This window comes from Paenarthrobacter sp. NPDC090522 (assembly GCF_044769225.1).
Classification (GTDB): Bacteria; Actinomycetota; Actinomycetes; order Actinomycetales; family Micrococcaceae; genus Arthrobacter.
In genome coordinates this window covers 346593-372853 of the sequence record NZ_JBIVXL010000003.1, presented here as the reverse complement: position 1 = coordinate 372853, position 26261 = coordinate 346593, and the positions used below count along the sequence as shown (strand labels likewise).

Here is a 26261-nt window from a genome sequence, read left to right as displayed (position 1 = left end):
GGCACTCCTGCGGCGGGCCAAGAAGGCCCACTTCACCGAGTCTAGCGGCGCTCCTGCCTCAACGGGCCACATCACGGGCTAGGGTGGTGCCGTGGACATCGATGCCTTCTCAGCCGTCAACCAGGGCAAATGGTCACGGCTGACGTACCTGGCCCAGAAGCGGCGGCTTTCCGGAACCGAAGCCGATGAGCTGCTGCGCCTCTACCAGACGGTGTCCGCCCACCTGTCACTCATTCGTTCCGTGGCACCGGAGACGGCCTTGTCGTCGTCGTTGTCCGCGGCGCTTGCGCAGGCACGAACACGGTTCACCGGCGCGCGGTCCAATGTCATGGAGGACCTGGCCCGATTCTTCGTCATCTCGCTTCCAGCCGCCTTCTACCGGGTCCGCTGGCTCACCGTGTGGTGCGGGGTTTTCTTCGTCCTGGTTGGCGGCGCCTACGCCTGGTGGATCGGCACCTCGCCTGAGGCTTTGCGCGCGGTGTACGGAAGTGATGCGAGCATCCGCCAGTACGTCGAGGACGACTTCATCAATTACTACTCCGAGAACCCCGCAGCCTCCTTTGCCGGAGCCGTGTGGACCAACAACGCCTGGATATCCGCCCAGGCCGTAGCATTTGGCGTGACCGGATTCTGGGTGCCGATGATCCTGTTCCTCAACGCCCAGGGGGTGGGCGTGGCCGCGGGCGTGTTCGCCGCGTCCGGCAAGCTGGACGTCTTCTTCAGCTATATCCTCCCGCACGGCCTGATGGAACTCACCGCAGTCTTCATCGCCTGTGCCGCCGGACTGAAGATCTTCTGGGCGATGGTCCAGCCAGGTCCGCGAACCCGCTTGCAGGCCGTAGCCGACGAGGGGCGTTCGCTGGTGACCGTCGCGCTGGGGCTGGTCCTGGTGCTGCTGGTCTCCGGAGTCGTAGAGGCGTTCGTGACGCCGAGTCCGCTTCCTGTCTGGGCGAAGATCACCATTGGTGCCCTGGTCCTTGCCGGCTATTGGGTCTACACGCTGCTTTTGGGCGGACGGGCTGCCCGCGCCGGCGAGACCGGCGACCTGGACGTCAACGACGCCGGTTACCGCGGCATTTCGGCGTAGCACCTTACAGTTACGTTTCAATCCGGCCGCAAGCGGGGTGGCTCCTGTCTCGGTGCATGGGCGGACTGTAGGCTCGAAAGCAGACAAGAATGCCGGCAGTCCCCAACCGCCGGTGGATGCCTACGGAAGTGAAACCGCTGTGAGCGACAAGAGCCCGAAACCACAAGAACCGGATACGGACGTCCATGACGACCCCGACGAGCCGGCTTTCGACTGGATGAAGCCCAAAGCTTCCGGTGGAACGTCTCCAGCCGCCGGGTCCGCCCCTGCCGCTGCTTCCGCTTCCAAGGCTTCTGCTGCTCCCGCGACTCCCACGGGCAAACAGCCCCCCACGGGCAAACAGCCCCCCACGGGCAAACAGCCAGCCGCGGCGGCTGCCAGCCAGCCATCGACGCCCACCACCGGCCAGCCCGGGAGCCGTGCCGACCGGAAAGCGGCAGAAGCTGCCGACGCCGAGCCGGAGCCACCGCTCTTCGCGGACACCGTTGCGGGCCGCCCGTCGCACTATTCGGAACCGTTGCCGACGTCGGCCCTTTCAGTCCGTCCTCCCGAGGAGGAAGTGGCGCGGCGGAATGCCGAGCGCGAGCAGGCCGCGAAGGTGAAGCCGATCGGTCCTCGTGTTTTCCAGGTCCTGCTGGCGGTTTTCTACCCTGTGATCCTGCTGGTCCTGGCGGTACGTGCCGTGACCAGCCCACTGTTCCTTTGGGTGGAGTACAACCGCCCGGGATTCCCCGGTGACGGCTACGGGTTCAGCACCGATGACCGCATGACCTACGGATCCTACGCCGTGGACTACCTGAGCAACTGGGCCGGGCCACGGTACCTCGGCGGGCTGGTCAACCAGGACGGCGCCAAACTGTTCAAGGACTCCGAAGTCTCGCATATGGCCGATGTCAAAGTGGTCATGCTGTCCTCGTTCGGTGCCGGCCTGCTGCTCATCATCCTCAGCATCATCGCCATCATCTACCTCCGGAAGCGGAGCGCTGGCGGTGTGCGCCGGGGGCTGTTCGCCGGATCCATCGTGACGCTCGTGATCATCATCGGCCTGGCTGTGCTGGCCGTCCTCAGCTGGCAGCAGTTCTTCACGGAGTTCCACCGGATTTTCTTCGCCAGCGGTACGTGGACGTTCTCTTTGGAAGACACGCTGATCCGCCTGTTCCCGGGACAGTTCTGGTCGGACGCCGGAATCGTGATCGGAGGGCTGGTCTTCCTGGCCGCGACGCTGACGTTCATCTTCACGTGGCCAACCCGCCGGCGTCGTGGCGTGGCCGCCGAACCCGTGGCCGACGCTGGTGACGAGGAACAGGAAGAAGAGCCGGCATCCGGGGAAGAGGCTGTCCGCCGCTAGGCCGACTGCCCTGCAGGTGGTGGCTTTACTTCGCGTAGAGCCTTTCCAGCAAGGGCGAGAAATCGTTGACCACGGCTCCCCGCTTCACTTTCAGCGACGGCGTGAGGTGGCCCGATTTGATGCTGAGTTCAGCATTGATGAAGTCGAACTTGCGGATCGACTCGGCGGCCGAGACCAGCTTGTTGGCCTCGTCGACGGCGGATTGCACTGCCGCCCGCACGCGCGCGTCAGCACCGGCTTCCTGGAGGGACAGGGCACCGGTCTTGTTCTCGGCGCACCAGTCGGCCAGCCCCTCAGGGTCCAGGGACACGAGGGCTGCGACGAACGGACGCCCATCGCCGACCACCACGGCCTGGCCCACGAGTTGGTGTTCACGGAGCTTCTCCTCCAAGGGAGCCGGCGCTACGTTCTTCCCGCCGGCAGTTACCAGGAGGTCCTTCTTGCGGCCTGTGATGGTGAGGAAGCCGTCCTGGTCCAGCTCGCCGAGGTCTCCGGTGCGGAAGAACCCGTCAACAAAGGCCTCTTGAGTCGCAGCTGGATTGGCGTGGTATCCCTTGAACACTCCGATGCCTTTGACCAGCACTTCGCCGTCGCCGGCCACACGGATGGTGGTGCCGGGCAGGGGAATTCCCACAGTGCCGATGCGGGACATCGTGGGGGTGTTAACGGTGCAGGGCGCCGTGGTCTCCGTGAGCCCGTAGCCTTCCAAGACGGGAACGCCCGCGCCGTGGAAGAAGTGGTTTTCCCGAAGGCTCAAAGGGCTGGCACCGGAGACGGTGTAACCGACCGCCCCGCCGAACACCTCGCGGACTTTCGGGTACAGCAGTTTATTGAACACGGCGTGCTTCAGCCGCAGGAGTAAACCCGGCCCCGTTCCCTGCCCCCGCGACGCGAGGTCCACCGCCGTTGAATATTCAACAGCGGTGGCCGAAGCGGCCGAGAAGAGCGCCGACTTGCCGCTCATGGCCGCCTTGTGGCCGGCACCGGCGTACACCTTCTCGAAGATACGTGGCACGGCCAGGAGGAAGGTGGGCTTGAACGCGCCGAGGTCCGCCATGAGGCCGTTGGCACCGGCACTGTGGCCCAGGGTGACACCGGCTGAGAGGCACACCACCTGCACGGCGCGGGCCAACACATGGGCCAGCGGCAGGAACATCAACGTACGGGCATCCTGCTGCATGAGCAGTTGCGGAAGGAAAGGGATGACGTTCCTGGCCACCAGCACAAAATTCCCGTGCGTGATTTCGCAGCCCTTGGGTTTGCCCGTAGTTCCCGAGGTATAGACGATGGATGCGACGTCGGCCAGGGTTGCGGCGCTGCGTTGCCGTTCCAGCTCCGTGTCCGTAATGCCGCTTCCGACGGCGGCCAGGCTGGTCAGGTTGGGTACCTCGCCTTCGTGCTCCATCCGGATGATGGTCACGGGATCGTCGCCCAGGGTGGCCGACTTGTCCACGACGCCGCGGACCAATTTTGCCTTGCCGGCGTCCTCGACGAAGACCCGGCGGGCCCCGGAGTCCATCAGGATCCACTCGATCTGGCTCGGCGATGACGTCTCATAGATGGGCACGGTGACACCGCCGGCCATCCAGATGGCGAAGTCCACCAGAGTCCACTCAAAGCTTGAAGGGGAGAGGACGGCTACGGGATCACCGGGATTGAGGCCGCCTGCAATCAGTCCTTTGGCCAGCGCGTTGACGTCGGCCTGGAAACGGGAAGCAGTGACGTTCAACCAGCCATTGGCGGTTTTGTGCGCGTAGAGCGTCCCGAACGGGTCCTTGGAACACCGTTCCAGCAGGAGGTCCGTGACATTGCTGTTCTCATCGGCCTCGACCAGAAGCTCCGTGCTTGCTTCCCTCACGACCCTCCTCATTTCCTTGCCTTTGCTGCGCACTTGCGGGGGGCTTGCCACCCGACCCCGGTGAATTGCCTCCATGGATCAGCCTAGATCCACGAGGGCATCCACATCCTCATCCGCCAGTCCTGGTAGCTGATCACTTCGGCCGTCAACACCGGGTAGAAGAAGGCCGTGGCAATGACGGCCAGCACCACGATGAGCGCCACGACGTAGAGGCCGGATCTGCGCCGCCAGGGTGGATCGCTGCTCCGGCCCAGCGCCAACCCCAGTACGTACGTCAAGGCCAGCACCAGGAAGGGTTCAAAGGACACCGCGTAGAAAATGAACATGGTGCGTTCGGGGTACATGAACCACGGAAGGTAGCCGGCAGCAACCCCGGCCAGGATGGCACCGGCCCGCCAGTCCCTGCGCCCGGCCCACCAGAACAGCAGGATCACCAGGGCGATGGTTCCACCCCACCACACCACGGGGTTGCCGACCGGGAGGATAGCCGAGGAACAGGTCTCCACCACGCACCCGGCGGTTCCCTGTTTGGGCGACTGGTAATAGAACGATGTTGGGCGGCCCATGATGAGCCACGTCCAAGGACTGGATTCGTAGGGGTGGTCCGAAGACAGGCCCTGGTGGAACTTGTAGGCCTCAAGGTGGTAGTGCGCCAGCGATCGAACGGAGTTGGGCAGCCAGTCCCATCCGGGGGCCGGGTTGGTGGCAGCCCACTGCCGATAGTAGGCGTCCTTGGAAAGGAACCAACCCGTCCAGGTGGCGACGTACGTGACGCACATGGCGGGAATGATGGTGACGAACGCCGCGAGGCCGTCCTTGATGATGGAGGCGCTGGGCCAGCTTCGGATCCCGGCAACGCGGCGGGCGTTCATGTCCCAGAAAACGGTCATGAGTCCGAAGGCAACCACGAAGAAGAGGGCCGACCATTTGGTTCCGACGGCAAGCCCCAGGCAGATCCCGGCCACGAGCCGCCACCAGCGCATGCCCAGCCACGGGCCGGAGAGCAGTTGGACGGGGGAGGGGCGGCCATGGCGTGAAGCAGCCGCTTGCGCGGCAAGCCGGGAAGCAAGTCGACGGCGGCCGTCGTCGCGGTCCAACAACAGGGCACCAAAGGCCGCGAAAAGCCAGAAAGCCAGGAAAATGTCCAACAAGGAGGTCCGTGACAACACCAGGTGGTGCCCATCGATGGCGAGGAGGAGTCCGGCGACCAGCCCGAGTATGTGGGACCGGAACAGCTTCAGGGCGATGAGCGAGATCAGGAAGACCGTGAGCGTTCCTGTCAGGGCAGCCCCGAACCGCCAGCCGAAGGGGTTGTCCGAACCGAACAGCCACATGCCGAAGGCGATCATCCACTTGCCCACGGGCGGGTGCACCACGTATTCGGGAGTGTTCAGGAGGACGTCCGGATTGCCGATGTTGAACGAGTCGTTGGCTTTGGCCGGCCAACTGCGTTCATAGCCGCTCACCAGGTAGGAGTAGGCGTCCTTGACGTAATACGTCTCATCGAAGACCAAGCTGTGGGGTGCGTCCAGCCGGTAGAAGCGAAGGATGCCCCCGAGCGCGGCCGTCAGGGTAGGGATCAGCCAGAACCACAGGCGCAACGACGGCGGATAATCCCGCCAACTCTGGATGCTGCCAATGAGCCGGGACCGCAAGGCCTCCGCGGTGAACGCCTCAGCCGGACGCTCAATCCAGCGGTGGCCTTCCAAGCCACGCTTTGGTCCACGATTGCCGGGGCTGCGCCGGCCAGGGGGCTGCCAAACGGTCAGTTTACTTACCGTTTGTCCGCCAGCAGCACCCTGTGCTGTCTCTTCGGTCTCTTCAGGCGAGGACGGCATCCCGGAAGTTCCGGAAGCTGTTGCTGGGACGGGCGACTGGTTCACCCGCCCATGCTACCTTTCGATGCTTGGTGCGAAGCCGGATGCCTCGCGGGGCGCCCCGGGCATTAGGCTTGGCAGGTGGACGAAGAACGCAGTGTGCCGGCCGAAGCCCCCTTGGATGACGAGTTTCCCGACGACGAGCTCGAAGCGCCGGTACCCGGAGGCACCTCCGGAATCGGAAGGATCGTCCTGGCCGCGACCCCTATTGGCAACGTGGGCGACGCTTCCTCCCGTTTAATCGAGCTCCTGGGGACCTCGGACATCATCGCGGCCGAGGATACCCGGCGGCTGCATCGTTTGGTTCAGGCGCTTGGGGTCCAGGTCACCGGCAGGGTCATCAGCTACCACGAACACAATGAGGTGGCGAAGACAGGCGACCTGCTGGAACAGGTCCGCGCGGGCAAGAACATCCTCATGGTCAGCGATGCGGGGATGCCAGCGGTCTCCGACCCCGGGTTCCGGCTGGTTGAAGGCGCAGTCGCGGCCGGGCTGACGGTGACGGCAGTGCCCGGTCCTTCGGCTGTACTGACCGCCCTGGCGTTGTCCGGGCTGCCGACAGACCGTTTCTGCTTCGAGGGCTTCCTGCCCCGCAAATCCGGGGAGCGCAGTTCCCGGCTCGGGGAGTTGGCTGGCGAGCGCCGCACCATGGTGTTTTTCGAAGCCCCCCACCGCCTGGAAGCCATGCTGCGCGCCCTGCACGAACGTTTTGGGCCGGATCGCCCTGGAGCCGTCTGCCGGGAATTGACCAAGACCTATGAAGAAGTGATTCGCGGATCGTTGAGGGATCTCTTGGAGTGGGCCGAGGCCAATGAGGTCCGGGGCGAGATCGCCGTAGTGGTGGGTGGTGCACCTGAACAGGCGCCTGCCAAGCCGGAGGACCATGTTGCTGCGGTCAATGAGCTGGTTTCGCAAGGCATCCGCCTGAAGGAAGCCGTGGCGGCGGTGGCCGACGATGCCCGCATCAGCAAGCGTGAACTGTACGCGGCGGTGCTCGCAGCGCGCTGATGAGCTCCTGTGCAGTTGCACAAATTGGGAGGCGCAGGGCAGTGCGCGAAGGCGTAGACACTCCTTCCGGCCGGGCAGTACCGTGGCAGTAATTCAAGCCACTTCTGGCAAGGAACCCTAGTGGTGCAACACTCCAAATGCACCCAAGACGAAGGAGTCGCCATGACTGTCACGGTTGAACGCGAAAGCGAACTGCTGGCTTCCGTCCCCACTGGCCTGCTGATCAACGGTCAGTGGCGTCCGGCGGGATCCGGGAAGACCTTTGATGTTGAGGACCCGGCCACGGGCAAGGTCCTGCTCAGCATCTCCGACGCCGGCGCGGAAGACGGCGCCGCTGCCCTGGATGCTGCCGCTGCCGCGCAGGCTGACTGGGCCCGCACGGCCCCGCGCGAACGCGGTGAAATCCTGCGCCGTGCCTTCGAGTTGGTCACTGAGCGTGCTGAGGACTTCGCGCTGCTGATGACCCTGGAAATGGGCAAGCCCCTGGCCGAAGCCCGCGGCGAAGTGACCTACGGTGCCGAGTTCCTGCGCTGGTTCTCCGAAGAAGCCGTTCGTGTTTCGGGCCGCTACTCCGCAGCCCCGGACGGCAAGAACCGCCTCCTGGTCCAGAAGAAGCCCGTTGGTCCTTGCCTGCTGATCACGCCGTGGAACTTCCCGCTGGCCATGGCCACCCGCAAGATCGCCCCGGCCGTTGCCGCCGGTTGCACCATGGTCCTCAAGCCGGCCAACCTGACCCCGCTGACCAGCCTGCTGTTCGCCCAGGTCATGCAGGAAGCCGGCCTCCCGGCAGGTGTCCTGAACGTTATCCAGACCTCCACCGCCGGTGCGGTGACCGGTCCGCTGATCAAGGACGACCGCCTCCGCAAGATCTCCTTCACCGGCTCCACGCCGGTGGGCCAGGCCCTCATCCGGGAAGCCGCGGACAAGGTCCTGCGCACGTCCATGGAATTGGGCGGCAACGCGCCGTTCGTCGTGTTCGAGGACGCGGACCTGGACAAGGCCGTCGAAGGTGCCATCGCCGCGAAGATGCGCAACATGGGCGAGGCCTGCACCGCTGCCAACCGCTTCATCGTCCAGGAATCCATCGCTGATGAGTTCGCGGAGAAGTTCGCCGCGAAGATCGCTTCCCTGACCACCGCCCGCGGCACCGAGCCCGAATCCAAGGTTGGCCCGCTGATCGACGGCAAGGCCCGCGACGGCGTCCACGCCCTCGTTGCCGACGCTGTCGCTGGTGGCGCCGAGGCAGTGACCGGTGGTGCCGCCGTCGACGGTCCTGGCTACTTCTACCAGCCCACCGTGCTGAAGAACGTCGCCGAAGACGCCCGCATCCTGCAGGAAGAAATCTTCGGCCCGGTAGCCCCGATCGTCACCTTCTCCACCGAAGACGACGCGATCCGCCTGGCCAACAACACCGAATACGGCCTGGTGGCCTACGTCTTCACCAAGGACCTCAACCGCGGCCTGCGCGTCAGCGAACGCCTGGAGACCGGCATGCTCGGCCTGAACGCCGGCGTGATCTCCAACGCAGCGGCACCGTTCGGTGGCGTCAAGCAGTCCGGCCTGGGCCGCGAAGGCGGCTCCGAAGGCATCGAAGAGTACCTCTACACCCAGTACGTAGGTATCGCGGACCCCTACGCCGACTAAGGGCTGCTCTCCACCAAGGAGCCGCATGCACCGCTCTCGCAACAAGAATGGTGCGGCACCGACGAAGGGCCCGGCCTGGAACCACAAGTTCCGGGCCGGGCCTTTCGCTGTCCTAGCGGCGCTGGGGGAGCAGCCCGCGCATGGCACGCCACGCCCTCGAGATTCCGTAACCGAGGTGCCGTAAGAGGGCCGCCATGGCCCGGAACGGCGCCCCGAGTGCACGGAACCACCGGCGCATCAACGACGGCGGCAGCCAGGTTGCCCGGAAGCGGACCCACCAACTGGAGTTGTTCCGCAACGATTCGCGGACGACGGCGATCCTCGCTGCGGCTGCCTTGCTCGCCTCAGAGGGCCTTCCGTAGCGTTGCCTTTCGAAATCCGAGGTCAGCGAAGAGACGGCGCTGTGGGCGGCATCGTCGAGTCCGCCCACCTCACCCAAGGCGGTGCTGGAACGAAGCCGGTAGGAGAAGTGCCTGGGCGTTTCGCTCGGGGTGGACGGCAGCCCAAAATCCGCGGAGAGGTCCAGGAGCTCCGCCCAGGCATGGGCGGCCGACGGGTCCACGTACCCGGGTGGCCGCTCGTCCTCCGGAGGCGGCTTGCGGTTCAGGCGACGACGCCGCAACAGGGTGCGGCTCAGCCACGGCGATCCGAGGAAGGCCGCGAGAACCACGGCAGCGGCCGCAAGGAGGCCGATGGTCGGGAAGGGGTTGCTCTCCACGGGCCCTGTGGCAGGGGTTTCCGCTCCTGGCAGTGGCAGCGGGGTGGGCGCCGGTGTGGCCGGTGTGGTGGGGACGTCCTTCTCATCGGCATTGGTGCTCAGGTTGCCGGTGACGGAGGAATCAGTGGCGTAATCGGGAACTACACCACGGGAGGGAGTTGGTTCGAAGGGAACCCAGCCGAGGCCCTCGAAATACAGTTCAGGCCAGGCATGGGCATCTCGCGCATCCACTTCGTATTCGGGGAACGACCCCTGGCCCACCAAGGCCACCGACTCGCCCGTTAGCCGGCCGGGAGCGTAACCCACGGCGATACGGCTCGGGATGCCTTCCACGCGTGCCATGACTGCCATGGCCGAGGAAAAGTGGACGCAGTAGCCGGCTTTGACGGAAAGGAAGTCCGCCAACACCGAAAGGCCGTTGCCGTCATATCCGTTCTGCACCGGGGCCTGGAGAGAATAGCTGAACTCTCCCGAGCGCAGGAACTTCTGGATGGCCAGGGCCTTGGCGTAGTTGTTCCCGGAAGACGCCGTCACCTTGTCCGCTGTTTCGCGGACAATCCCCGGAAGGTTGCCGGGAATGCGAAGGAAGTCGTCCGAAATGGAGCGGGGGGCTGCATTGGCTTGGGAGAGGGCCTGGGCCGTTACTCTGGGGGCGGCAGAAAACACGACATAGCGCTGGGCCAGGGTGCTGGTTTCCGTGCTCATGATGCTGAGCGTGTTGGGGTCCCACGTCCAGCGTCCGTTGAGCCCGTTGACGGACACGGGCGCGAACGGAGCTGGAAGGTACGGGCTGGTGAACAGGCCGGCATTGATGGATGTCACGGCATTCACCACGTCGCCTTGGACTGCGTACCCGGTTTCGATCCTGTCCGCCCCGGCGCGGCGCGTGGCGGTGCGGTCGTCCGGAGCCCAGGTTTCGCCGTCGAAATGGTCAATCGTGACCGACCTCAGGTACAGCGGTGCGCTGGAACTGGTGGCGTATGTGATGCGACCCGAGCCCGTAGGGCTGCGGAGGCTGTTGCCCAAGGTGATCATGGGATTCAGCCCGTTCGATGTGCCCCAGGGGCTGAGCCGCGATCCCTGCGGAAAGGTCCCCGAGTCGAAGCCCGGGATGGCCAGCGGAACCGCCAAGGCCAATCCGAGCGTCAGGACACCGGTCACCAGGGACCGTTTGAACTGTCCGGAACTCCGCGAAGCGCCGGACTGCAGCCTTGAATCAGGGGCGAACCACTGGCTGCAGCCGAGGATGAGCAGGAAGCCGACGGTTGCACCGATGAAGCCCGGCATCCCCACGCTTTGCGGTTTGATGGTGGCGGGAACCACCATCACTGCCAGCAGGCCCACACCGCTGGCTGCCGGCATGGAAAGCGGGACGGCCAGCGCGTCGATGAGGATCACCAGGAGGCCCAGGCACGCGCAGGTGACGAACACGATTCCCGCGTTGGGGGCCACCGGAGCACTCTCCGACACCACCGTTTCGCCCGCCCGCTTAATGAGCCGTCCCACGGCCGCGAACGTGCCAGGGGTGGGAATGAAGCCCAGCAGGCTGTCCGGGCGGCAGAACGTGAAACTCAGGATGCCGGCCAGGGCGGCAAATGAACCGAGCGTGGACACGAGGGGTGGGAGGCGGAGCGAGCGCAGGATGGCCAGTGTCAAGGAAACAGCCACCACGGTGGTGATCAAAGGCAGGAGCCAGGCCCAACCACGGAACACGCCGTTCAGGGACAGGGCGGCACCGAGGACACCTGCCGAGATGGCGCCGGCCATGGCCCAGGGGTACAGGCCGGCGCTTGGCTTGCGCTGGCGCTTCGATGGGGGGCCGGTCGGCCGGCCCCGGAGACCGTCACCGGTGTTCGCGGCGTCGGGCCGGGATGTCACCGTCACCGGGGCACCGCCGCTCCACGCCTGACGTCCATGGCCGCCCCGGCCGCGGCGACGATGCCGCCCTCGTCGAATCCGGACCAGGCCGCTGCCAACGGTGTCTTGGCCGTCACTGCCAGGGCGCGCCACCCGCCTTGCCGCAGGATCTCCAGGACCTCGTCGTTGTTTCGGGCCGGGTCCGTGACCATCAGGGCGAAGGCGTTGGCTCCGTAGGCCGCTGCCTGAGCCAGCGATTTGGCCTCCGCCACGGTCAGCGTGCCAATGAGGGCCAGGAGCGGCCCGCGCAGGCGGTGGGCGGCCAACTTGTCCATGAGCCGATCGTCGAAGGCTGCGTCCAGGCCCTCGGCCCCGGGCGCTTCAGGCCCCGGATTTCCGCGGCGTGGGTCTTGGCGCGTCCGCTCCTTCTGCTTGGCGTCCGCCCTGACGTACTCGACCCGGTGATGCCGGGGACCGCCGAGTTCAATGGCCGCAAGGCTCTCGGCAATGGCATGCAATCCGCCGGATCCGATGAATTCCTCGTCTCCCGGGTCGGGCGCCGAGCGGGAATGGACGAAAGCAGGGTGGCCAAAGGCATCCAGGACCCGGAGGGAATAATTCCGTTCGGAAAGGTGCGCGCTGATGGACATCGCCGCCGTCACCACCCACTCGAAATTGGGCGACGTGACAAGGTCCGAGTCTTCGTCGTGGCTCCCGAAAACCGTCCCGGTCCCGGAGGCAAACGCCGTGAACCTCTGGTCCATGACGATGGTTGCTTCCGGAGTGGTCACCGACTCTTCCTGGCGTACCATGAGCTGCCCGTGGCGTGCTGTCGCCGGCCAATGGACCCTGCGCATGGGGTCACCGTGCCGGTACTCGCGCGTCATGATGTCGTCATCGCTCGGATTCGCCCGGATACGGGTGGCGGTGACGCCGTCGTTGCCGCGCGCCCCGGCCAGGCCCGTTGCGGGAAGTTCGACGGCGGCCGGCGTCACGGTGAGGAGGTCGCCGTCGTCGATTGAATGGCGACGCAACGACAAACCAAAGGGGTCGCTGAACTCGGCGGTGACCGGGCCAATCCTGAACTGCCCGCGCTTTCCCGAACGCAGATGGTACTCATAGCGGCTGGTACCGCCCGAGGCGGAACGGGCAGGGAAGCGGAACGCCGGCGGCTCGCCGAAACGCGGCGGCAGTTGCTCCTCCATGATCACGTGGCCCGTGGCGAACGAGGTGCGGGCCACCGCCAAGCGGACGGTTGTGGCCGTTGCGGTCTCCACAGTGGAGGGATTGAACTCCCGGTACACCTGGAACCGTGGTTTGAGGATCCGAACGCCAGCCAGCGCAACCAGCGGCAGGAGGAGAAGGAACACAGCCAAGGTGAGGAGGTCGCGCCGGCCCATCACTTGGGCGCAGGCCAACGAGGCCATCCCGGCAGCAAGAAGTCCCCACCCGCGGTTGGTGAACAAGTGCTTGGGGAGCCGGTCCACGAGTGCCATGCGCTTCTCCTCTGCGGTTCCGGTCCTACGCGGTCTGCTTGTCCCGGCGCCAGGCACCGGGTGGTTCCTGGGCAACAGGCAAGGAAGCGAGGATGCCCCGGATGATGGTCTGCGGCGTATCGCCGGCGCTCGCGGCCTTGCGGTCCAGGATGATCCGGTGGGCGAGGACGGACTCCGCCACATCAACCACGTCGTCCGGCAGTACGAAGTCGCGACCGTCCAAGGCCGCAGTGGCCTTCGCAGCCCGCAGCAACTGGAGGAGGGAACGTGGGCTGGCGCCCAGCCTCAGCCGTGCGCTGTCCCTGGTGGCACGGCCAATTGCCACCGTATATTCCTTGATGGCCGTGGAGACGTATACCTGCTGGACCGTGGCGATCATGGCCGCGACATCGCTGGCTGTGACAACGGGGGTGACCTTGGCCAAGGGGGAGACGGCCTGGTGTGTCTCCAGCATTTCGATCTCGGCTTCCTGGTCCGGGTAGCCCATGGAAATCCTGGCCATGAACCGGTCGCGCTGGGCCTCCGGCAGGGGGTAGGTGCCCTCCATCTCAATGGGGTTTTGCGTGGCCACCACCATGAATGGCAAGGAGAGCTGGTAGGAATTCCCGTCCACCGTGACTTGGTGTTCCTCCATGCACTCCAAGAGCGCCGACTGGGTCTTGGCCGAGGCACGGTTGATCTCGTCGCCGATCACGATGTTCGCGAAGACCGCGCCCGGCCGGAACTCGAACTGGCGCGAGGACTGGTTGTAGATGGACACTCCCGTCACATCTGAAGGGAGGAGGTCCGGGGTGAACTGGATGCGCGAAACCGTACAGTCCACCGTCCGGGCCAGGGTTTTTGCCAACATGGTCTTACCCACGCCGGGAACGTCCTCCAAGAGCAGATGCCCCTGGGCCAGCAGCACAGTGAGGGCCAGCTTTGCGGCGTCAGCCTTGCCGTCGATGACCTTGCCAATGGCGGCCAGGATCCGTTCGCTGGCATCGTGGAACCGTTCAGGGTCCATGACCTGCGGCTTGTGCCCGTTGAGGACGGCATCCCGGGGCGCAGCGGCGTATGCCTCGCCCTGGAAGGCAGCGGGTTCAACGGTGACGTGTCGCTTGGACTCCATGGATTGCCCTTCAGCCGTGGCCAACGTCCCCCGTGTGGCCTCCTTGTCCGTTCCAGCCTACCCAGAGTTTGGGCGTGGCTCACATAGTGGCAGGCGAATTTATGTACCAACTGGAATTTATGCGAAGTGCTGCGGCGGCACGGGCGGGACCGCGGTCCGGTTAAGGTGGGAGCATGTGCAACTCCCTCGCTCCTGCTCCCTACCGCAGCAACGTTGACGCGACCGGGGCCAAGGATTCCCGCAAAGAGTACCCGCCGGCCCCGGAACCGCTTCCCGTGTCCGTGATGGACAATCACACTCACCTCGACTTCCGGCACGGACTGATCGCGGTCAACGTTGCCGATGCCATGGACTCCGCGGAAGCCGTTGGTGTCCAAGGGGCGGTGCAGGTTGGCTGTGACCTGGAGTCCTCGCGATTCACCGTGGAGGCCGTGGAAGCCGACCCGCGCCTGCTCGGAGCGGTGGCGATCCATCCCAACGATGCTCCCGTCTACGCTGGCCGGGGCGAACTCGACTCGGCGCTCGCCGAGATCGAGGAACTGGCGCGCCACCCCCGCGTTCGCGCCATCGGAGAGACAGGATTGGACTTCTTCCGGACCCACGGAGAAGGACTGGCCCACCAGCGGTACTCCTTCCGCAGGCACATCGACATCGCCAAACGGCTGGGACTCACCCTGCAGATCCATGACCGGGACGCACATGACGACGTGGTTCAGGTGCTGCGGGAAGAAGGCGCTCCGGAGACCGTTGTCTTCCACTGCTTTTCGGGCGGCGCCGAATTGGCCCGGATCTGCAACGAGAACGGCTGGTACATGTCCTTCGCCGGAACCATGACCTTCAAGAATGCAGACAACCTCAGGGAAGCGCTCGCCATCGCAGAGCCGAGCCGGATATTGGTGGAAACCGACTCGCCGTTCCTCACCCCGCACCCTCACCGTGGCCGGCCGAACGCCAGCTACATGGTTCCGTACACCGTCCGTTCCATGGCGGATGTGACAGGAAGTGACTTGGCCGGGCTGTGTTCGCGATTGGCCGAAAACACCGTCAACGCCTACGGAACATGGGCCTGAGCGCCGCTTCTCCTCGCCCCATGGAGCTGTTCGGCTGAATACCGGGTATGCAGATTTCTTGGCCGCTTTATAACAGATCGGTTACTGTGTACAAGAAATAGCCGGGGTCGGGGAAGGCCTCCGGACAGCTGGTTCGGTTATCCCGGACAACCCAGTTGAATGTTTTGGCGGCACAGATGGCCGCCGCGCGTGTGGGACCAGGCTCGTTTGCCTGGCCCCGTTCCTGCGCGGCCGGGCATGTTTGTTCTGTGCTTATCCCCGTGCCCGGATGGTCTGAGAGTTATGGGCAAACGTGATCAAGTTCTTCACAACGGATGGAAAGTTCAGCTTCCTCAAAGTTGGTGCGCAGGCACTGGTTTTGGTGGCCTTGGTGGCCGGCGTTGTTGCCTTTGTGGGCAACAACAAGACCGTCACCCTCAACGTTGACGGCAAAGTGAGCTCCATCCAGACCTTCGGCGGCACAGTTGACCAAGTGGTCAAAGCCGCCAAGGTGGAATTGAAGAACGACGACCGCGTGACTCCTGCCCTGGACACGCGCGTGGAAAACGGTTCGGTGGTCAACGTCAACCTTGCCAAGGCCGTGTCCATTGAACTGGACGGCGCCCGCAAGACCGTGAACACGAACGCCCCAGACGTCGCCGGGCTGGTCAGCGAACTCGGCGTGGCCAGTTCGTCCGAGATTTCCCAGCCCAAGGACGCTTCCCTGGCCGTGGAGGGTTCCTTCGTTTCCATCTCCACCCCCAAGACCATCAGCCTGGTGGCCGACGGCAAGGACACCAGCACCACCACCACGGCGTCCGATGTTGCCGAGGTCCTCAAGGACGCGGGGATCACCGTGGGTGCCAGCGACCGTGTCTCCCAGCCGGGCAACGCTCCCGTCATTCAGGACATGGTGATCAAGGTCTCCCGCGTGGACACCAGCAAGACCGCCGACGCCACCGAAGAAGTTCCGTTCGACAGCGTCCGCACAGACAGCGCCGATCTGTTCAAGGGCGAAGAAAAGGTGACCCAGAAGGGCGTTGCCGGTTCCGTGGTGAAGACGTTCAAGCTGGTCCTGGTGGACGGACGCGAAGCTTCCCGGACGCTGGTCTCCAGCAACGTCACCACCCAGCCGGTCACCGAAAAGGTGGCCGTCGGCACCAAGGCCCGCCCCGCAGCCACCCCCGCCAAGGCTGTCTCCGGCGCCGCTACCGGCGCGCCGAACGAGGCCATGTGGGACAGGATCGCCCAGTGCGAATCCGGCGGCAACTGGGCCATCAACACCGGTAACGGCTACTACGGCGGCTTGCAGTTCTCCAGCCCCACCTGGCTGGCCAACGGTGGTGGCGCCTACGCCCCCACGGCAAACCTTGCCAGCAAAGCACAGCAGATCGAGATCGCCAACCGTCTCTACGCCAAGAACGGCCTGCGTGACTGGGGCTGCGCCGGCGCTGCCTGATCCCGCGCAGGCGATACGATACCTAGGTGACTGAACCGAATTCCGAACCCGCCGCCGTCGCGCCTTTGCTGGGCGCAACTGACATCCGACGGTTAGCCGAGGAAATCGGTGTCCGCCCCACCAAAACGCTGGGGCAGAACTTCGTGATCGACGGCAACACCATTCGCAGGATCGTATCGGCGGCGAACATTGATGCCTCGGAGACCGTCCTGGAAGTGGGGCCCGGCCTGGGCTCGTTGACGCTCGGGCTGCTCGACGCGGCACGTGAGGTTGTCGCCGTCGAAATCGATCCCGTGCTGGCGCAGAAGCTGCCCGAGACGGTGCGTGCTTGGCGTCCGCAGGCTGAAGAGCACTTCCACTTGGTCCTCTCTGACGCCATGAAGGTAACTGAGCTGCCGGTTGAACCTACCGCCCTCGTAGCCAACTTGCCGTACAACGTGGCAGTTCCCGTGGTTCTGCACCTGCTCCAACACTTCCCGAGCCTCCGCCATGGCCTGGTCATGGTCCAGGACGAGGTGGCGGACCGCCTTGCCGCAGGTCCCGGCTCCAAAATATACGGAGTTCCGTCGGTCAAGGCAGCTTGGTACGGACAGATGCGCAAAGCCGGAGTGATCGGCATGAACGTCTTCTGGCCGGCCCCCAAAATCCATTCCGGACTGGTTGCCTTCACCCGGCACGAGCCCCCCGCCACGCACGTGACGCGGGACCAGGTCTTCGCCGTGATCGACGCCGCATTCGCCCAGCGCCGGAAAACCCTCCGCGCCGCCTTGGCCGGCTGGGCAGGAGGCGCAGTGGAGGCCGAACGGTGCCTGGTCGAAGCCGGCGTGGACCCCACTGCCCGCGGCGAAGTGCTGGACATCTCCGCCTACGTACGCATCGCCGAAGCCCGCCACCCAAGGGACGCATGAGCGCGGGCACCCGTGGTTTGCCTTTCGTGGGGGAGCGGTTCCACCCGCGCACTGTCCGAGTGAAGGCTCCGGGCAAAGTCAACGTCTCCTTGAGCGTTGGCCCACTGAGGCAGGACGGCTACCATTCCGTTGCCAGCGTCTACCTGGCGGTGTCGCTGTATGAAGAAGTTGCTGCCACCAGCACGGAAAGCCCGGGAATAACTGTCAGCATCAGTCCTTCCAGCACCCTGGACCTGGACGGCGTGGATATGCCGCTGGACGAGCGCAACCTCGCCTACAAGGCGGCGGCCCTCATGGCCGAGATGTCCGAGAAGCCGACGGGTGTGCACCTGGAAATTACCAAGCGCGTACCCGTGGCCGGTGGCATGGGTGGCGGATCCGCGGACGCTGCGGCCACGCTCCTGGCCTGTGACGCCCTGTGGGACAGCGGCCTGTCACGCGAGGAACTGGCCCACGTGGCCGCCGAGCTTGGCGCAGACGTGCCTTTTTCGCTCCTGGGCGGGACCGCCGTCGGGCTTGGCGTGGGCGACAAGTTATCGCCGGCGCTGGCCAAGGCACAAATGGACTGGGTGCTGGTGTTCGCCGACTACGGGCTCTCCACCCCCGAGGTGTTCCGGACGCTCGATGGCCTCCGTGACTCCGAAGGCAGCGAAATCCCGGAGCCCGTGGACGTGGATCCCACGATTTTGCAGGCACTCCGGAATGGCGACCCCGAAACGCTGAGTCGGGTGCTGGTCAACGACCTCCAACGTGCATCGATTGCCCTCGCCCCGGGATTGAGGGACACGATCGGGCTCGGGGAGGCCAGGGGAGCGCTGGCCGGAATGGTCTCCGGTTCCGGACCCACCATCGCCCTGCTGTCCCGGGACCCGGACTCCGCAGCCGTCCTCGCTGAAGAGCTTTCACACCGGGGCCACACGGCCAAGGCGGTCCATGGCCCCGTACCGGGTGCCCGGATCATCTCCGATACCCTCCTTTAGTACGCATTTCCAGCTGTAGAAAGTAGTACCTCTTGGCCCACCTTCTTGGCGGCGAAAACCTGACGGTTTCCTTCGCAACCCGCACAGTCCTCGACGGCGTCACCCTCGGTTTGGAGGACGGCGACCGGATTGGCATGGTGGGCCGCAACGGTGACGGCAAATCCACGCTGATGCGGCTGCTCGCGCAGCGCTCCACCCCGGATTCCGGCCGTGTCACCAAGCGCGGCGACGTCAACGTCGGCTACTTGGACCAGGGTGACGTGCTCGACGGCGACCTGACGGTTGGCGCAGCAATCGTCGGCGACCGCGCGGATCACGAATGGGCCGCCAACCCCAAGATCCGCGAAATCATGGGCGGCCTGGTGGGCGACGTCGACTGGCACGCGATCGTCCACTCGCTGTCCGGTGGCCAGAAGCGTCGTGTGGCGCTGGCAAAGCTCCTCATCGAAGACCACGACGTCATCATGCTCGACGAGCCCACCAACCACCTTGACGTCGAAGGCGTTGCGTGGCTCGCCCGGCACCTCAAGTCACGCTGGCGTGCCAACCAGGGCGCCTTCCTGGTGGTCACCCACGACCGGTGGTTCCTGGACGAAGTCTGCAACTACACCTGGGAAGTCCACGACGCCATGGTGGACATGTTCGACGGCGGATACGCCGCCTACGTTTTGGCGCGCGCCGAGCGGGACCGGATGGCCGCCGTCGTTGAGAACAAGCGCCAGCAGCTCGTCAAGAAGGAACTGGCCTGGCTCCGGCGAGGGGCGCCCGCCCGTACGTCCAAGCCCAAGTTCCGCATCGAGGCCGCCAACGAGTTGATTTCCGATGTCCCGGAGCCACGCGACTCGGTGGCGCTGAACAAAATGGCTACCGCCCGGCTGGGCAAGGACGTGCTGGACCTCGAGGGCGTTTCGCTCGATTTCGAAGGTGGCGAGGCCGGGCAGAAACTCTTCAACAACATCACCCTGCGCCTTGCTCCGGGCGAACGTCTGGGCCTGGTGGGCGTCAACGGTGCCGGCAAGTCCACGCTCCTGAAGCTGCTCAACGGGGACATCCAGCCGAGTGCCGGCAAGCTCAAGCGCGGCAAGACCGTGGTGACCGCCGTCCTGACCCAGGATGTGAAGGAGCTCGACGAAGTCTCGGATCTGCGGGTCATTGAGGTCATTGAACGCGAAAAGCGGTCGTTCAACGTCGGTGGCAAGGAATTCACCGCCGGGCAACTCGTGGAGCAGTTGGGCTTCACGAAGGAAAAGCAGTGGACCCCCGTCACGGATCTCTCTGGTGGAGAACGTCGTCGGCTGCAGCTCTTGCGCCTGCTGGTGGGCGAACCCAACGTGCTGATGCTCGACGAGCCCACCAACGACCTCGATACCGACACCCTGGCCGCCGTCGAGGATGTCCTGGATGGCTGGCCCGGAACGTTGGTTGTGGTCAGCCACGACCGCTACCTCCTGGAACGCGTCACGGACCACCAGATGGCGCTGCTGGGCGACGGTAAACTTCGTGGCCTGCCCGGTGGCGTGGACCAGTACCTGGAACTGCGGGAAGCTGCCTTGGCTTCGGGTGCCGTTGTGGGTGGATCCGGCGCGCCCACAACGTCTGCTTCCGGAGGCACCTCACCTGCTGCCTCCGGACCCAGCGAGGCTGAGAAGCGCGAGGCTCGCAAGGACCTCAACAGGATCGACCGCCAACTGGGCAAGATCGCGCAGCAGGAGGAAAAGCTCCACACCCAGATGGCCGCCAAGTCCGAATCCGGAGACTTCGACGCGCTCGGGGAACTCAATGCCAAGCTGCAGGAGTTGCTTGACGAGAAGGAAGGTCTGGAACTGGAGTGGCTGGAGGCCGCCGAGGTCCTCGGCGAGTAGGACGCTCTCTCACCGAATCGCCCGTTTCGCCGGGCGCTCTCTCACGGAATCGCCCGTTTCGGCGGATGCTCTCTCACCGAATCGCCCGTTTTGCCGGATGCTCTCTCAGGGAATCGTCCGTTTTGGCGGATGCTCTCTCAGGGAGTCGTCCGTTTTGCCGGGCGCTCTCTCAGGGAGTCGTCCGTTTTGGCGGGCGCTCTCTCACGAACGGGCGTTCCTAACCGCGTTCGTAACCGATCAGCCAGTGCAAGCCGTAGCGGTCGATCACCTGACCGTCGCTGGCTCCCCAGGGTTTGGGGCCGAGAGGGTCGATGACCGTGCCGCCGTCGGCGAGTCGTTCGAACCATCCGTGCAGTTCCGTTGGCGCGGCTGCGCCCAGCAGCGAGAGCATCAGTCCTTCCGTGCGGATGCTCGTCTCGCCTGCCGCCGCGTCTGCGCCGGCTAAGGCAACTGCACCGCCGAGGACGCCGTGGGCGACCGCGTCCTCGGGGCCATCGGTGCGCCCAAACTCTCCGTAGCTGTGGAGGGTGAGTTCTCCGCCGAAGACTCCCTGGTAGAAGGCAAGGGCTTCACGGGCAGTACCGGGGAAAAGGACATAAATCTGCAAGGCAGTCATACGTCCGACCCTACTTCGTCCGTGACAGAGGGTTGGGGTTTTGGGGTGGTTTGGTGAGAGAGGGTTGGGGTTTTGGGGTGGTTTGGTGAGAGAGGGTTGGGGTTTTGGGGTGGTTGGGTGAGAGAGGGTTGGGGTTTTGGGGTGGTTGGGTGAGAGAGGGTTGGGGTTTTGGGGTGGTTGGGTGAGAGAGGGTTGGGGTTTTGGGGTGGTTTGGTGAGAGAGGGTTGGCTTAGGTTTCGGTGCGGAGTTCGGGTTCCTTCTGCAGGCCGGTGAGGCCGTTCCAGGCCAGGTTCACCAAGTGCGCTGCAACGGCGCGTTTGTCCGGTTCGCGGCTGTCCAACCACCATTGCCCCGTCATCGCCACCATGCCAACGAGCATCTGGGCGTACATGGCGCCGTCCGCCGCGCTGAAGCCCCGCCGGGCGAATTCGTCCGAGAGCAAGTGCTCTACGCGGGCCGTGACGTGGGAGAGCAACGTGGAGAACGCGCCCTCGGGTTGTGAGGGCGGGGCGTCGCGCATCAGGATCCGGAATCCGTCGGTGCGTTCCTCGATATAGCCCAGGAGGGCCAACGCGGCGCGCTCAACGAGGACCCGGGGTTTGGCGTCGGTACTGAGGGCCCCGGTGATGGAATCCAGAAGGATCCGGAATTCCGTATCCACGACTTGCCGGTACAAGCCTTCCTTGGAGCCGAAGTGCTCATAGATCACAGGCTTGGAAACGCCCGCAGTGGCCGCGACTTCTTCGATGGTGGTGCCGTCCAGGCCCCGTGCGGCAAACAACGCACGGCCGATGCCGATGAGCTGCGCACGCCTCTGCTGGCCCGTCATCCTGGCCCGGACAGGGGACCCGCCGGTACGGGGTTCCAAGGACTCAGGGACAGCGGTGTGCAGGGGAAGTTCGGTGCGCTTGCTCACTTGTCCATCATGCACCAAGGGCAGCGGCGGGAGGCCGGACGCGCAGTTCACAACCCGGCAAAAGAGGGTCAAGTCGCGAAGCACGCAAAGGTCATGGCAAACTAGTTTCTTGTGTGTGCATCCCGGTGATCCGGGAACGCCTCCGGACCCTGCCGTCCGGATGTGGAAAGCATGCACGGTCCGCTCTGGTGTAACGGCAGCACCCCGGCCTTTGGAGCCGTGGAGTATAGGTTCGAATCCTATGGGCGGAACGGTCGGAAATGCGCTCCACTCTGTACCTGGAACGGCTTGAGCAGTGCCTGGGTCCAAAGCTTGGATGGCAGCATTCCGAAGCCGGAATATCCGGGACAAACCGAGCAAGGAGAGCCAGTACGTGAGCCCCGAAACCACCGGTCCCGCAGCGGTCATCGTCTTGGCGGCAGGTACCGGAACGCGAATGAAATCGCGGACTCCCAAGATTCTCCACGAAATCGGCGGCCGTTCCATGGTGGGCCACGCGATCCTCGCCGCCCGTTCGATCAACCCCCAAAAGCTTGCCCTGGTGGTCCGTCATGAGCGCGACCGCGTCGCCGAGCACGTCTCCGTGCAGGATCCCGCAGCGCTGATCGTGGACCAGGACGACATCCCGGGCACGGGCCGCGCTGTCGAGGTAGCCGTGAAGGCCCTGGACGCGGAAGCCGAGCTGAGCGGCACCGTGGTGGTCACCTATGGCGACGTCCCGCTGCTCACTGGCGAACTCCTGGGCGAACTGGTCAGCACCCACGAATCCGAGGGCAACGCCGTGACCGTCCTGACCGCATTGCTGGACGACGCCACGGGCTACGGCCGCATCCTCCGTGCCGAGGATGGCACCGTGCTGGGTATCCGCGAGCACAAGGACGCCACGGACCAGGAACGAGCCATCCGCGAGATCAACTCCGGTATCTACGCCTTCGACGCCGCAGTCCTCCGCAAGGCGCTCGAAAGCGTCACCACGGACAACGCACAGGGCGAGATGTACCTGACCGATGTGCTCGGTTTGGCCCGCGACGCCGGTGGCCGGGTTGCCGCCGTCGTGACTGACGACCGCTGGCAGGTCGAAGGCGCCAACGACCGCATCCAGCTCTCCGCGCTCGGCGCAGAGCACAACCGCCGCATCATCGAATCCTGGATGCGCGCCGGCGTCACCGTGGTGGACCCCTCCACCACGTGGATCGACTCCACCGTGACCCTCGACGAGGACGTCCGCCTGCTGCCCAACACCCAACTGCACGGTTCCACCACCGTGGCGAGGGACGCCGTCGTCGGACCTGACACCACCCTCACCGACGTGCACGTAGGCGAAGGCGCGAAGGTGGTCCGCACCCACGGATCCGGTTCCACCATTGGTGCCAAGGCGAGCGTCGGACCGTTCACCTACCTCCGCCCGGGAACGGTGCTGGGGGAGACGGGCAAGATCGGCGCCTTCTACGAAACCAAGAACGTGACGATCGGCCGCGGCTCGAAGCTGTCCCACCTCGGTTACGCCGGCGATGCCGAAATCGGCGAAGACACCAACATCGGCTGCGGCAATATCACCGCCAACTACGACGGCGAGAAGAAGCACCGTACGGTCATCGGCTCCGGCGTCCGGACCGGTTCCAACACCGTTTTCGTTGCCCCGGTCACCGTGGGCGACGGAGCGTACAGCGGCGCCGGTGCAGTGATCCGCAAGGACGTCCCCGCAGGTGCCCTGGCCGTGAGCCTCGCCGCGCAGCGGAACGCCGAGGGTTGGGTCCTGGCCAACCGCGAAGGCTCCATCTCCGCGCGCCACGCAGAGGCAGCCCTGGAACCGCGGCTTGCAGCCGCCCCCACATCCTCACCATCCCCGGCAACCACAGAAGAGGGCACACAGGCATGAGCGAAATTACCGCACACGGCGAGAAGAAACTGGTTCTCGCCGCCGGAAGGGCACATCCGGAGCTGGCGCAGGAAATCGCGAAGGAACTCGAAACAGAGCTCCTGCCCATCGACGCCTACGACTTCGCCAACGGGGAAATCTACGTCCGTTCGGCCGAGAGCGTCCGCGGCACCGACGCGTTCGTGATCCAGGCCCACCCGGCACCCCTGAACAACTGGCTCATGGAGCAGTTGATCATGATCGACTCCCTCAAGCGTGCCTCGGCCAAGCGCATCACGGTGGTTTCGCCGTTCTACCCGTACTCCCGCCAGGACAAGAAGGGCCGTGGCCGCGAGCCCATCTCCGCCCGGCTGGTTGCGGACCTGTACAAGACCGCGGGCGCTGACCGCATCATGTCCGTGGACCTGCACACGTCCCAGATCCAGGGCTTCTTCGACGGCCCGGTGGACCACCTCATGGCCATCCCGCTGCTGGCCGACTACATCCGCACCAAGGTCGAAGCTGACAACATCACCGTTGTTTCGCCGGACACCGGACGCGTGCGCGTTGCCGAGCAGTGGGCCGAACGCCTGGGCGGTGCCCCGCTGGCGTTCGTGCACAAGAGCCGCGACCTCACGGTTCCCAACCAGGCCGTCTCCAAGACCGTGGTGGGCCAGATCGAAGGCCGCACCTGCGTGCTGATCGACGACATGATCGACACCGGCGGAACCATCTCCGGCGCCGTCCAGGTGCTGAAGAACGCCGGCGCCAAGGACGTCATCATTGCCTGCACCCACGCCGTGTTCTCGGACCCGGCAGCGCAGCGCCTGGCTGATTCCGGTGCCCGCGAAGTGGTGGTCACCAATACCCTGCCCATCCCGGCAGAGAAGCGCTTCCCGCAGCTCACGGTCCTCTCGATCGCGCCGCTGATTGCCCGCGCCATCCGTGAAGTGTTCGACGACGGTTCGGTCACCAGCCTGTTCGACGGCAAAGCATAGCCGAGGACTGACAGGGACTGATCCTGACGACGGGCCATCCACCGCTTGAGTGCGGTGGATGGCCCGTTTTCCGTTTCCGGCCGGACCGCTGGTAAACTTTTGGGGATACCTTGGCGAGGGAGAGCACGCCGGTTGTTGAAACCGGTGGATGTCTCCGTCATCGACTGGGTCTGTAACCTCCTTCGACAAAGGCGGGCCGGCGTTCAAGTCGGGGCCCGCGGGCGTGGAAGGTCACTCCAGACCTCCGCCCTTGCTGATCAACCAACCGCCATCCGGCGGTACACCAGTAATCAAGGAGTACACATGTCTGAGCAGAAGCTCGCAGCAGAACTGCGCACCGAATTCGGCAAGGGCTACGCCCGCCGTGCACGCGTCGCCGGCCGCATCCCCGCCGTCATCTACGGCCACGGTGCAGAGCCCGTCCACGTAACCCTCCCGGGCCGCGAAACCACCCTGGCAGTCCGCGTTGCCAACGCCCTGCTGAACCTGGACATCAACGGCGAGGCACACCTGACCATCGTCAAGGACATCCAGCGCAACGCCATCAAGCAGACCATCGAGCACATGGACCTCCTGACGGTCCGCCAGGGCGAGAAGGTCACCGTGGACGTTCCCGTCCACGTCACCGGTGAAGTTGCTCCGGGTGCCGTTGCCAACCAGGAAGCCGTCACCCTCTCCGTTGAGGCCGAGGCTACCCACCTGCCCACCGCCCTCGAGGTCGACATCGAAGGCCGCGAAGCCGGCGCGCACGTCCACGCTTCCGACGTCGTTCTTCCCAAGGGCGTCAGCCTGCTGACCGAAGCCGACACCCTGGTGGTCAACATCTCGGAGCCGGTTGCTGCTGCAGCTGAAGAAGAAGAGGCAGCTGAAGGCGCAGAAGCACCGGCCGCTGAAGAAGCTGCCGAGTAGTCTGAGGCTTAGCCTTTCGAAGAGTGGCCGGGTCCCTGCGGGGTCCCGGCCACTTTCCTTTGCCTGACCTGCAGTACCCACCAGATTCCCTAGGATGAAAACCATGACTGACACTTGGCTGATCGTTGGCCTGGGCAACCCCGGCAGCGAGTACAGCGGCAACCGCCACAACGTGGGCCAGATGGTCCTGGATGAACTGGCCGCACGCATGGGTGGAAAGTTCAAGGCCCACAAGTCGCGTGCCCAGGTGGTGGAGGGCCGGCTCGGGATCGGCGGGCCCCGGGTAGTGCTGGCCAAGCCGATGACGTACATGAACGTTTCCGGTGGCCCGGTGTCGGCGCTGAGCAAGTTCTTCGACATCGCCCCGGACCACGTGATTGCCGTCCACGACGAAATCGACATCCCGTTCAATACCCTCAAGCTCAAGATCGGTGGCGGCGAGGGCGGCCACAACGGGCTGCGGGATATCTCCAAGGCGCTTGCCACCAAGGATTACCTGCGCGTGCGCGTGGGCGTCGGCCGTCCCCCGGGACGCATGGACACCGCCGATTTCGTCCTGCGTGATTTCGGCACCGTGGAGAAGAAGGAACTGCCGCTGCTGCTGGACGAAGCCGCCGACGCCGTGGAACTGCTCATGGCCCAGGGTTTGCTTGCCGCGCAGCAGAAACACCACCCGGCGCGTTCTTGAGCAAATCTTGAGGA

General features: G+C 65.0%; 20 protein-coding genes and 1 tRNA gene. 14 read left to right on the top strand and 7 right to left on the bottom strand.

The genetic code is table 11. The features are described from left to right. The first annotated feature begins 91 nt into the window (after nucleotides 1-91). Together ACIQT2_RS05495 and ACIQT2_RS05490 are read left to right on the top strand one after the other, a co-directional pair. Complete coding sequence (locus ACIQT2_RS05495; protein ID WP_402944322.1) at nucleotides 92-1087, top strand: stage II sporulation protein M; 996 nt, start codon at nucleotides 92-94, stop codon at nucleotides 1085-1087. A 139-nt stretch (nucleotides 1088-1226) separates the two neighbouring features. Next, nucleotides 1227-2435: a TIGR01906 family membrane protein gene (locus ACIQT2_RS05490; RefSeq protein WP_402944319.1), complete on the top strand. Its 1209-nt coding sequence runs from the start codon at nucleotides 1227-1229 to the stop codon at nucleotides 2433-2435. 25 nt (nucleotides 2436-2460) lie between these two features. On the opposite strand, the gene ACIQT2_RS05485 is transcribed toward ACIQT2_RS05490, so the two are convergent. Both ACIQT2_RS05485 and ACIQT2_RS05480 read right to left on the bottom strand, forming a co-directional pair. Then, nucleotides 2461-4293 (bottom strand): AMP-dependent synthetase/ligase, encoded by a 1833-nt coding sequence (locus ACIQT2_RS05485; protein WP_402944316.1) that lies wholly within the window; start codon nucleotides 4291-4293, stop codon nucleotides 2461-2463. An 83-nt stretch (nucleotides 4294-4376) separates the two neighbouring features. After that, nucleotides 4377-6131 carry a dolichyl-phosphate-mannose--protein mannosyltransferase gene (locus ACIQT2_RS05480; RefSeq protein ID WP_402944382.1) on the bottom strand — a complete coding sequence of 585 codons (1755 nt, stop codon included), beginning with the start codon at nucleotides 6129-6131 and terminating at the stop codon, nucleotides 4377-4379. A gap of 156 nt (nucleotides 6132-6287) precedes the next feature. Here ACIQT2_RS05480 and rsmI point away from each other — a divergent pair, with 156 nt between their 5' ends. Further along, nucleotides 6288-7178, top strand: coding sequence for a 16S rRNA (cytidine(1402)-2'-O)-methyltransferase (gene rsmI, locus ACIQT2_RS05475; RefSeq protein WP_400331629.1), 891 nt, complete (start codon nucleotides 6288-6290; stop codon nucleotides 7176-7178). Nucleotides 7179-7340: 162 nt separating this feature from the next. Next, nucleotides 7341-8822 (top strand): NAD-dependent succinate-semialdehyde dehydrogenase, encoded by a 1482-nt coding sequence (locus ACIQT2_RS05470; protein WP_400270529.1) that lies wholly within the window; start codon nucleotides 7341-7343, stop codon nucleotides 8820-8822. A 112-nt stretch (nucleotides 8823-8934) separates the two neighbouring features. On the opposite strand, the gene ACIQT2_RS05465 is transcribed toward ACIQT2_RS05470, so the two are convergent. The 3 genes from ACIQT2_RS05465 to ACIQT2_RS05455 all read right to left on the bottom strand — a co-directional run bounded on the left by ACIQT2_RS05465 (nucleotide 8935) and on the right by ACIQT2_RS05455 (nucleotide 14004). Continuing rightward, on the bottom strand, nucleotides 8935-11307 hold the full coding sequence (locus ACIQT2_RS05465) for a DUF3488 and DUF4129 domain-containing transglutaminase family protein (protein ID WP_402944313.1): 2373 nt from the start codon (nucleotides 11305-11307) through the stop codon (nucleotides 8935-8937). Nucleotides 11308-11420: 113 nt separating this feature from the next. After that, nucleotides 11421-12893, bottom strand: a complete 1473-nt coding sequence (locus tag ACIQT2_RS05460) for a DUF58 domain-containing protein (protein WP_402944311.1) — start codon at nucleotides 12891-12893, stop codon at nucleotides 11421-11423. Nucleotides 12894-12918: 25 nt separating this feature from the next. Then, a complete protein-coding gene (locus ACIQT2_RS05455) occupies nucleotides 12919-14004 on the bottom strand; it encodes an AAA family ATPase (RefSeq protein WP_400330899.1) in 1086 nt (361 codons plus the stop codon). A 173-nt stretch (nucleotides 14005-14177) separates the two neighbouring features. Between ACIQT2_RS05455 and ACIQT2_RS05450 the strand changes: the two genes are divergently transcribed. From ACIQT2_RS05450 to ACIQT2_RS05430, 5 genes are all read left to right on the top strand, one after another. After that, a complete protein-coding gene (locus ACIQT2_RS05450; protein ID WP_402944308.1) occupies nucleotides 14178-15074 on the top strand; it encodes a TatD family hydrolase in 897 nt (298 codons plus the stop codon). 292 nt (nucleotides 15075-15366) lie between these two features. Further along, a complete protein-coding gene (locus ACIQT2_RS05445; protein WP_400330904.1) occupies nucleotides 15367-16512 on the top strand; it encodes a transglycosylase family protein in 1146 nt (381 codons plus the stop codon). A gap of 26 nt (nucleotides 16513-16538) precedes the next feature. Then, the gene (rsmA, locus tag ACIQT2_RS05440; protein WP_402944305.1) at nucleotides 16539-17420 is read left to right on the top strand and encodes a 16S rRNA (adenine(1518)-N(6)/adenine(1519)-N(6))-dimethyltransferase RsmA; all 882 of its coding nucleotides are present in this window, start codon (nucleotides 16539-16541) and stop codon (nucleotides 17418-17420) included. Beyond that, nucleotides 17417-18400 carry a 4-(cytidine 5'-diphospho)-2-C-methyl-D-erythritol kinase gene (locus tag ACIQT2_RS05435; RefSeq protein WP_402944303.1) on the top strand — a complete coding sequence of 328 codons (984 nt, stop codon included), beginning with the start codon at nucleotides 17417-17419 and terminating at the stop codon, nucleotides 18398-18400. Before rsmA ends, ACIQT2_RS05435 begins: the two co-directional genes overlap by 4 nt. A 32-nt stretch (nucleotides 18401-18432) precedes the next feature. Continuing rightward, a complete protein-coding gene (locus tag ACIQT2_RS05430; protein WP_402944300.1) occupies nucleotides 18433-20262 on the top strand; it encodes an ABC-F family ATP-binding cassette domain-containing protein in 1830 nt (609 codons plus the stop codon). Between the two features lie 217 nt (nucleotides 20263-20479). Here the strand turns inward: ACIQT2_RS05430 and ACIQT2_RS05425 are convergent, their stop codons facing one another. Together ACIQT2_RS05425 and ACIQT2_RS05420 are read right to left on the bottom strand one after the other, a co-directional pair. Then, entirely contained in the window at nucleotides 20480-20878 is a 399-nt protein-coding gene (locus ACIQT2_RS05425) for a VOC family protein (protein WP_402944297.1), read from the bottom strand. A 229-nt stretch (nucleotides 20879-21107) separates the two neighbouring features. Beyond that, nucleotides 21108-21707 carry a TetR/AcrR family transcriptional regulator gene (locus ACIQT2_RS05420; RefSeq protein WP_400331632.1) on the bottom strand — a complete coding sequence of 200 codons (600 nt, stop codon included), beginning with the start codon at nucleotides 21705-21707 and terminating at the stop codon, nucleotides 21108-21110. A 266-nt stretch (nucleotides 21708-21973) separates the two neighbouring features. On the opposite strand from ACIQT2_RS05420, the gene ACIQT2_RS05415 reads away from it, so the two are divergent. From ACIQT2_RS05415 to pth, 5 genes are all read left to right on the top strand, one after another. Continuing rightward, a tRNA-Gln gene (locus ACIQT2_RS05415) sits at nucleotides 21974-22045 on the top strand. 122 nt (nucleotides 22046-22167) lie between these two features. Then, nucleotides 22168-23673, top strand: a complete 1506-nt coding sequence (gene glmU / locus ACIQT2_RS05410; protein WP_402944294.1) for a bifunctional UDP-N-acetylglucosamine diphosphorylase/glucosamine-1-phosphate N-acetyltransferase GlmU — start codon at nucleotides 22168-22170, stop codon at nucleotides 23671-23673. Further along, nucleotides 23670-24650, top strand: a complete 981-nt coding sequence (locus tag ACIQT2_RS05405; RefSeq protein WP_387433444.1) for a ribose-phosphate diphosphokinase — start codon at nucleotides 23670-23672, stop codon at nucleotides 24648-24650. The genes glmU and ACIQT2_RS05405 overlap by 4 nt, the downstream gene beginning before the upstream one ends. Nucleotides 24651-24953: 303 nt before the next feature. After that, the gene (locus ACIQT2_RS05400; protein WP_400330920.1) at nucleotides 24954-25559 is read left to right on the top strand and encodes a 50S ribosomal protein L25/general stress protein Ctc; all 606 of its coding nucleotides are present in this window, start codon (nucleotides 24954-24956) and stop codon (nucleotides 25557-25559) included. A 103-nt stretch (nucleotides 25560-25662) separates the two neighbouring features. Further along, nucleotides 25663-26247 (top strand): aminoacyl-tRNA hydrolase, encoded by a 585-nt coding sequence (gene pth / locus ACIQT2_RS05395; RefSeq protein ID WP_402944291.1) that lies wholly within the window; start codon nucleotides 25663-25665, stop codon nucleotides 26245-26247. The last annotated feature ends 14 nt before the right edge of the window (nucleotides 26248-26261 follow it).

Coding starts and splice junctions, on each gene's coding strand:
- ACIQT2_RS05420 (WP_400331632.1), bottom strand. CDS start 21,707: ATGACGGGCCAGCAGAGGCGTGCGCAGCTCATCGGCATCGGCCGTGCG.
- ACIQT2_RS05460 (WP_402944311.1), bottom strand. CDS start 12,893: ATGGCACTCGTGGACCGGCTCCCCAAGCACTTGTTCACCAACCGCGGG.
- ACIQT2_RS05405 (WP_387433444.1), top strand. CDS start 23,670: ATGAGCGAAATTACCGCACACGGCGAGAAGAAACTGGTTCTCGCCGCC.
- ACIQT2_RS05435 (WP_402944303.1), top strand. CDS start 17,417: ATGAGCGCGGGCACCCGTGGTTTGCCTTTCGTGGGGGAGCGGTTCCAC.
- ACIQT2_RS05425 (WP_402944297.1), bottom strand. CDS start 20,878: ATGACTGCCTTGCAGATTTATGTCCTTTTCCCCGGTACTGCCCGTGAA.
- ACIQT2_RS05470 (WP_400270529.1), top strand. CDS start 7,341: ATGACTGTCACGGTTGAACGCGAAAGCGAACTGCTGGCTTCCGTCCCC.
- ACIQT2_RS05400 (WP_400330920.1), top strand. CDS start 24,954: ATGTCTGAGCAGAAGCTCGCAGCAGAACTGCGCACCGAATTCGGCAAG.
- pth (WP_402944291.1), top strand. CDS start 25,663: ATGACTGACACTTGGCTGATCGTTGGCCTGGGCAACCCCGGCAGCGAG.
- ACIQT2_RS05450 (WP_402944308.1), top strand. CDS start 14,178: ATGTGCAACTCCCTCGCTCCTGCTCCCTACCGCAGCAACGTTGACGCG.
- ACIQT2_RS05455 (WP_400330899.1), bottom strand. CDS start 14,004: ATGGAGTCCAAGCGACACGTCACCGTTGAACCCGCTGCCTTCCAGGGC.
- ACIQT2_RS05480 (WP_402944382.1), bottom strand. CDS start 6,131: ATGCCGTCCTCGCCTGAAGAGACCGAAGAGACAGCACAGGGTGCTGCT.
- ACIQT2_RS05465 (WP_402944313.1), bottom strand. CDS start 11,307: ATGGCCGGCGCCATCTCGGCAGGTGTCCTCGGTGCCGCCCTGTCCCTG.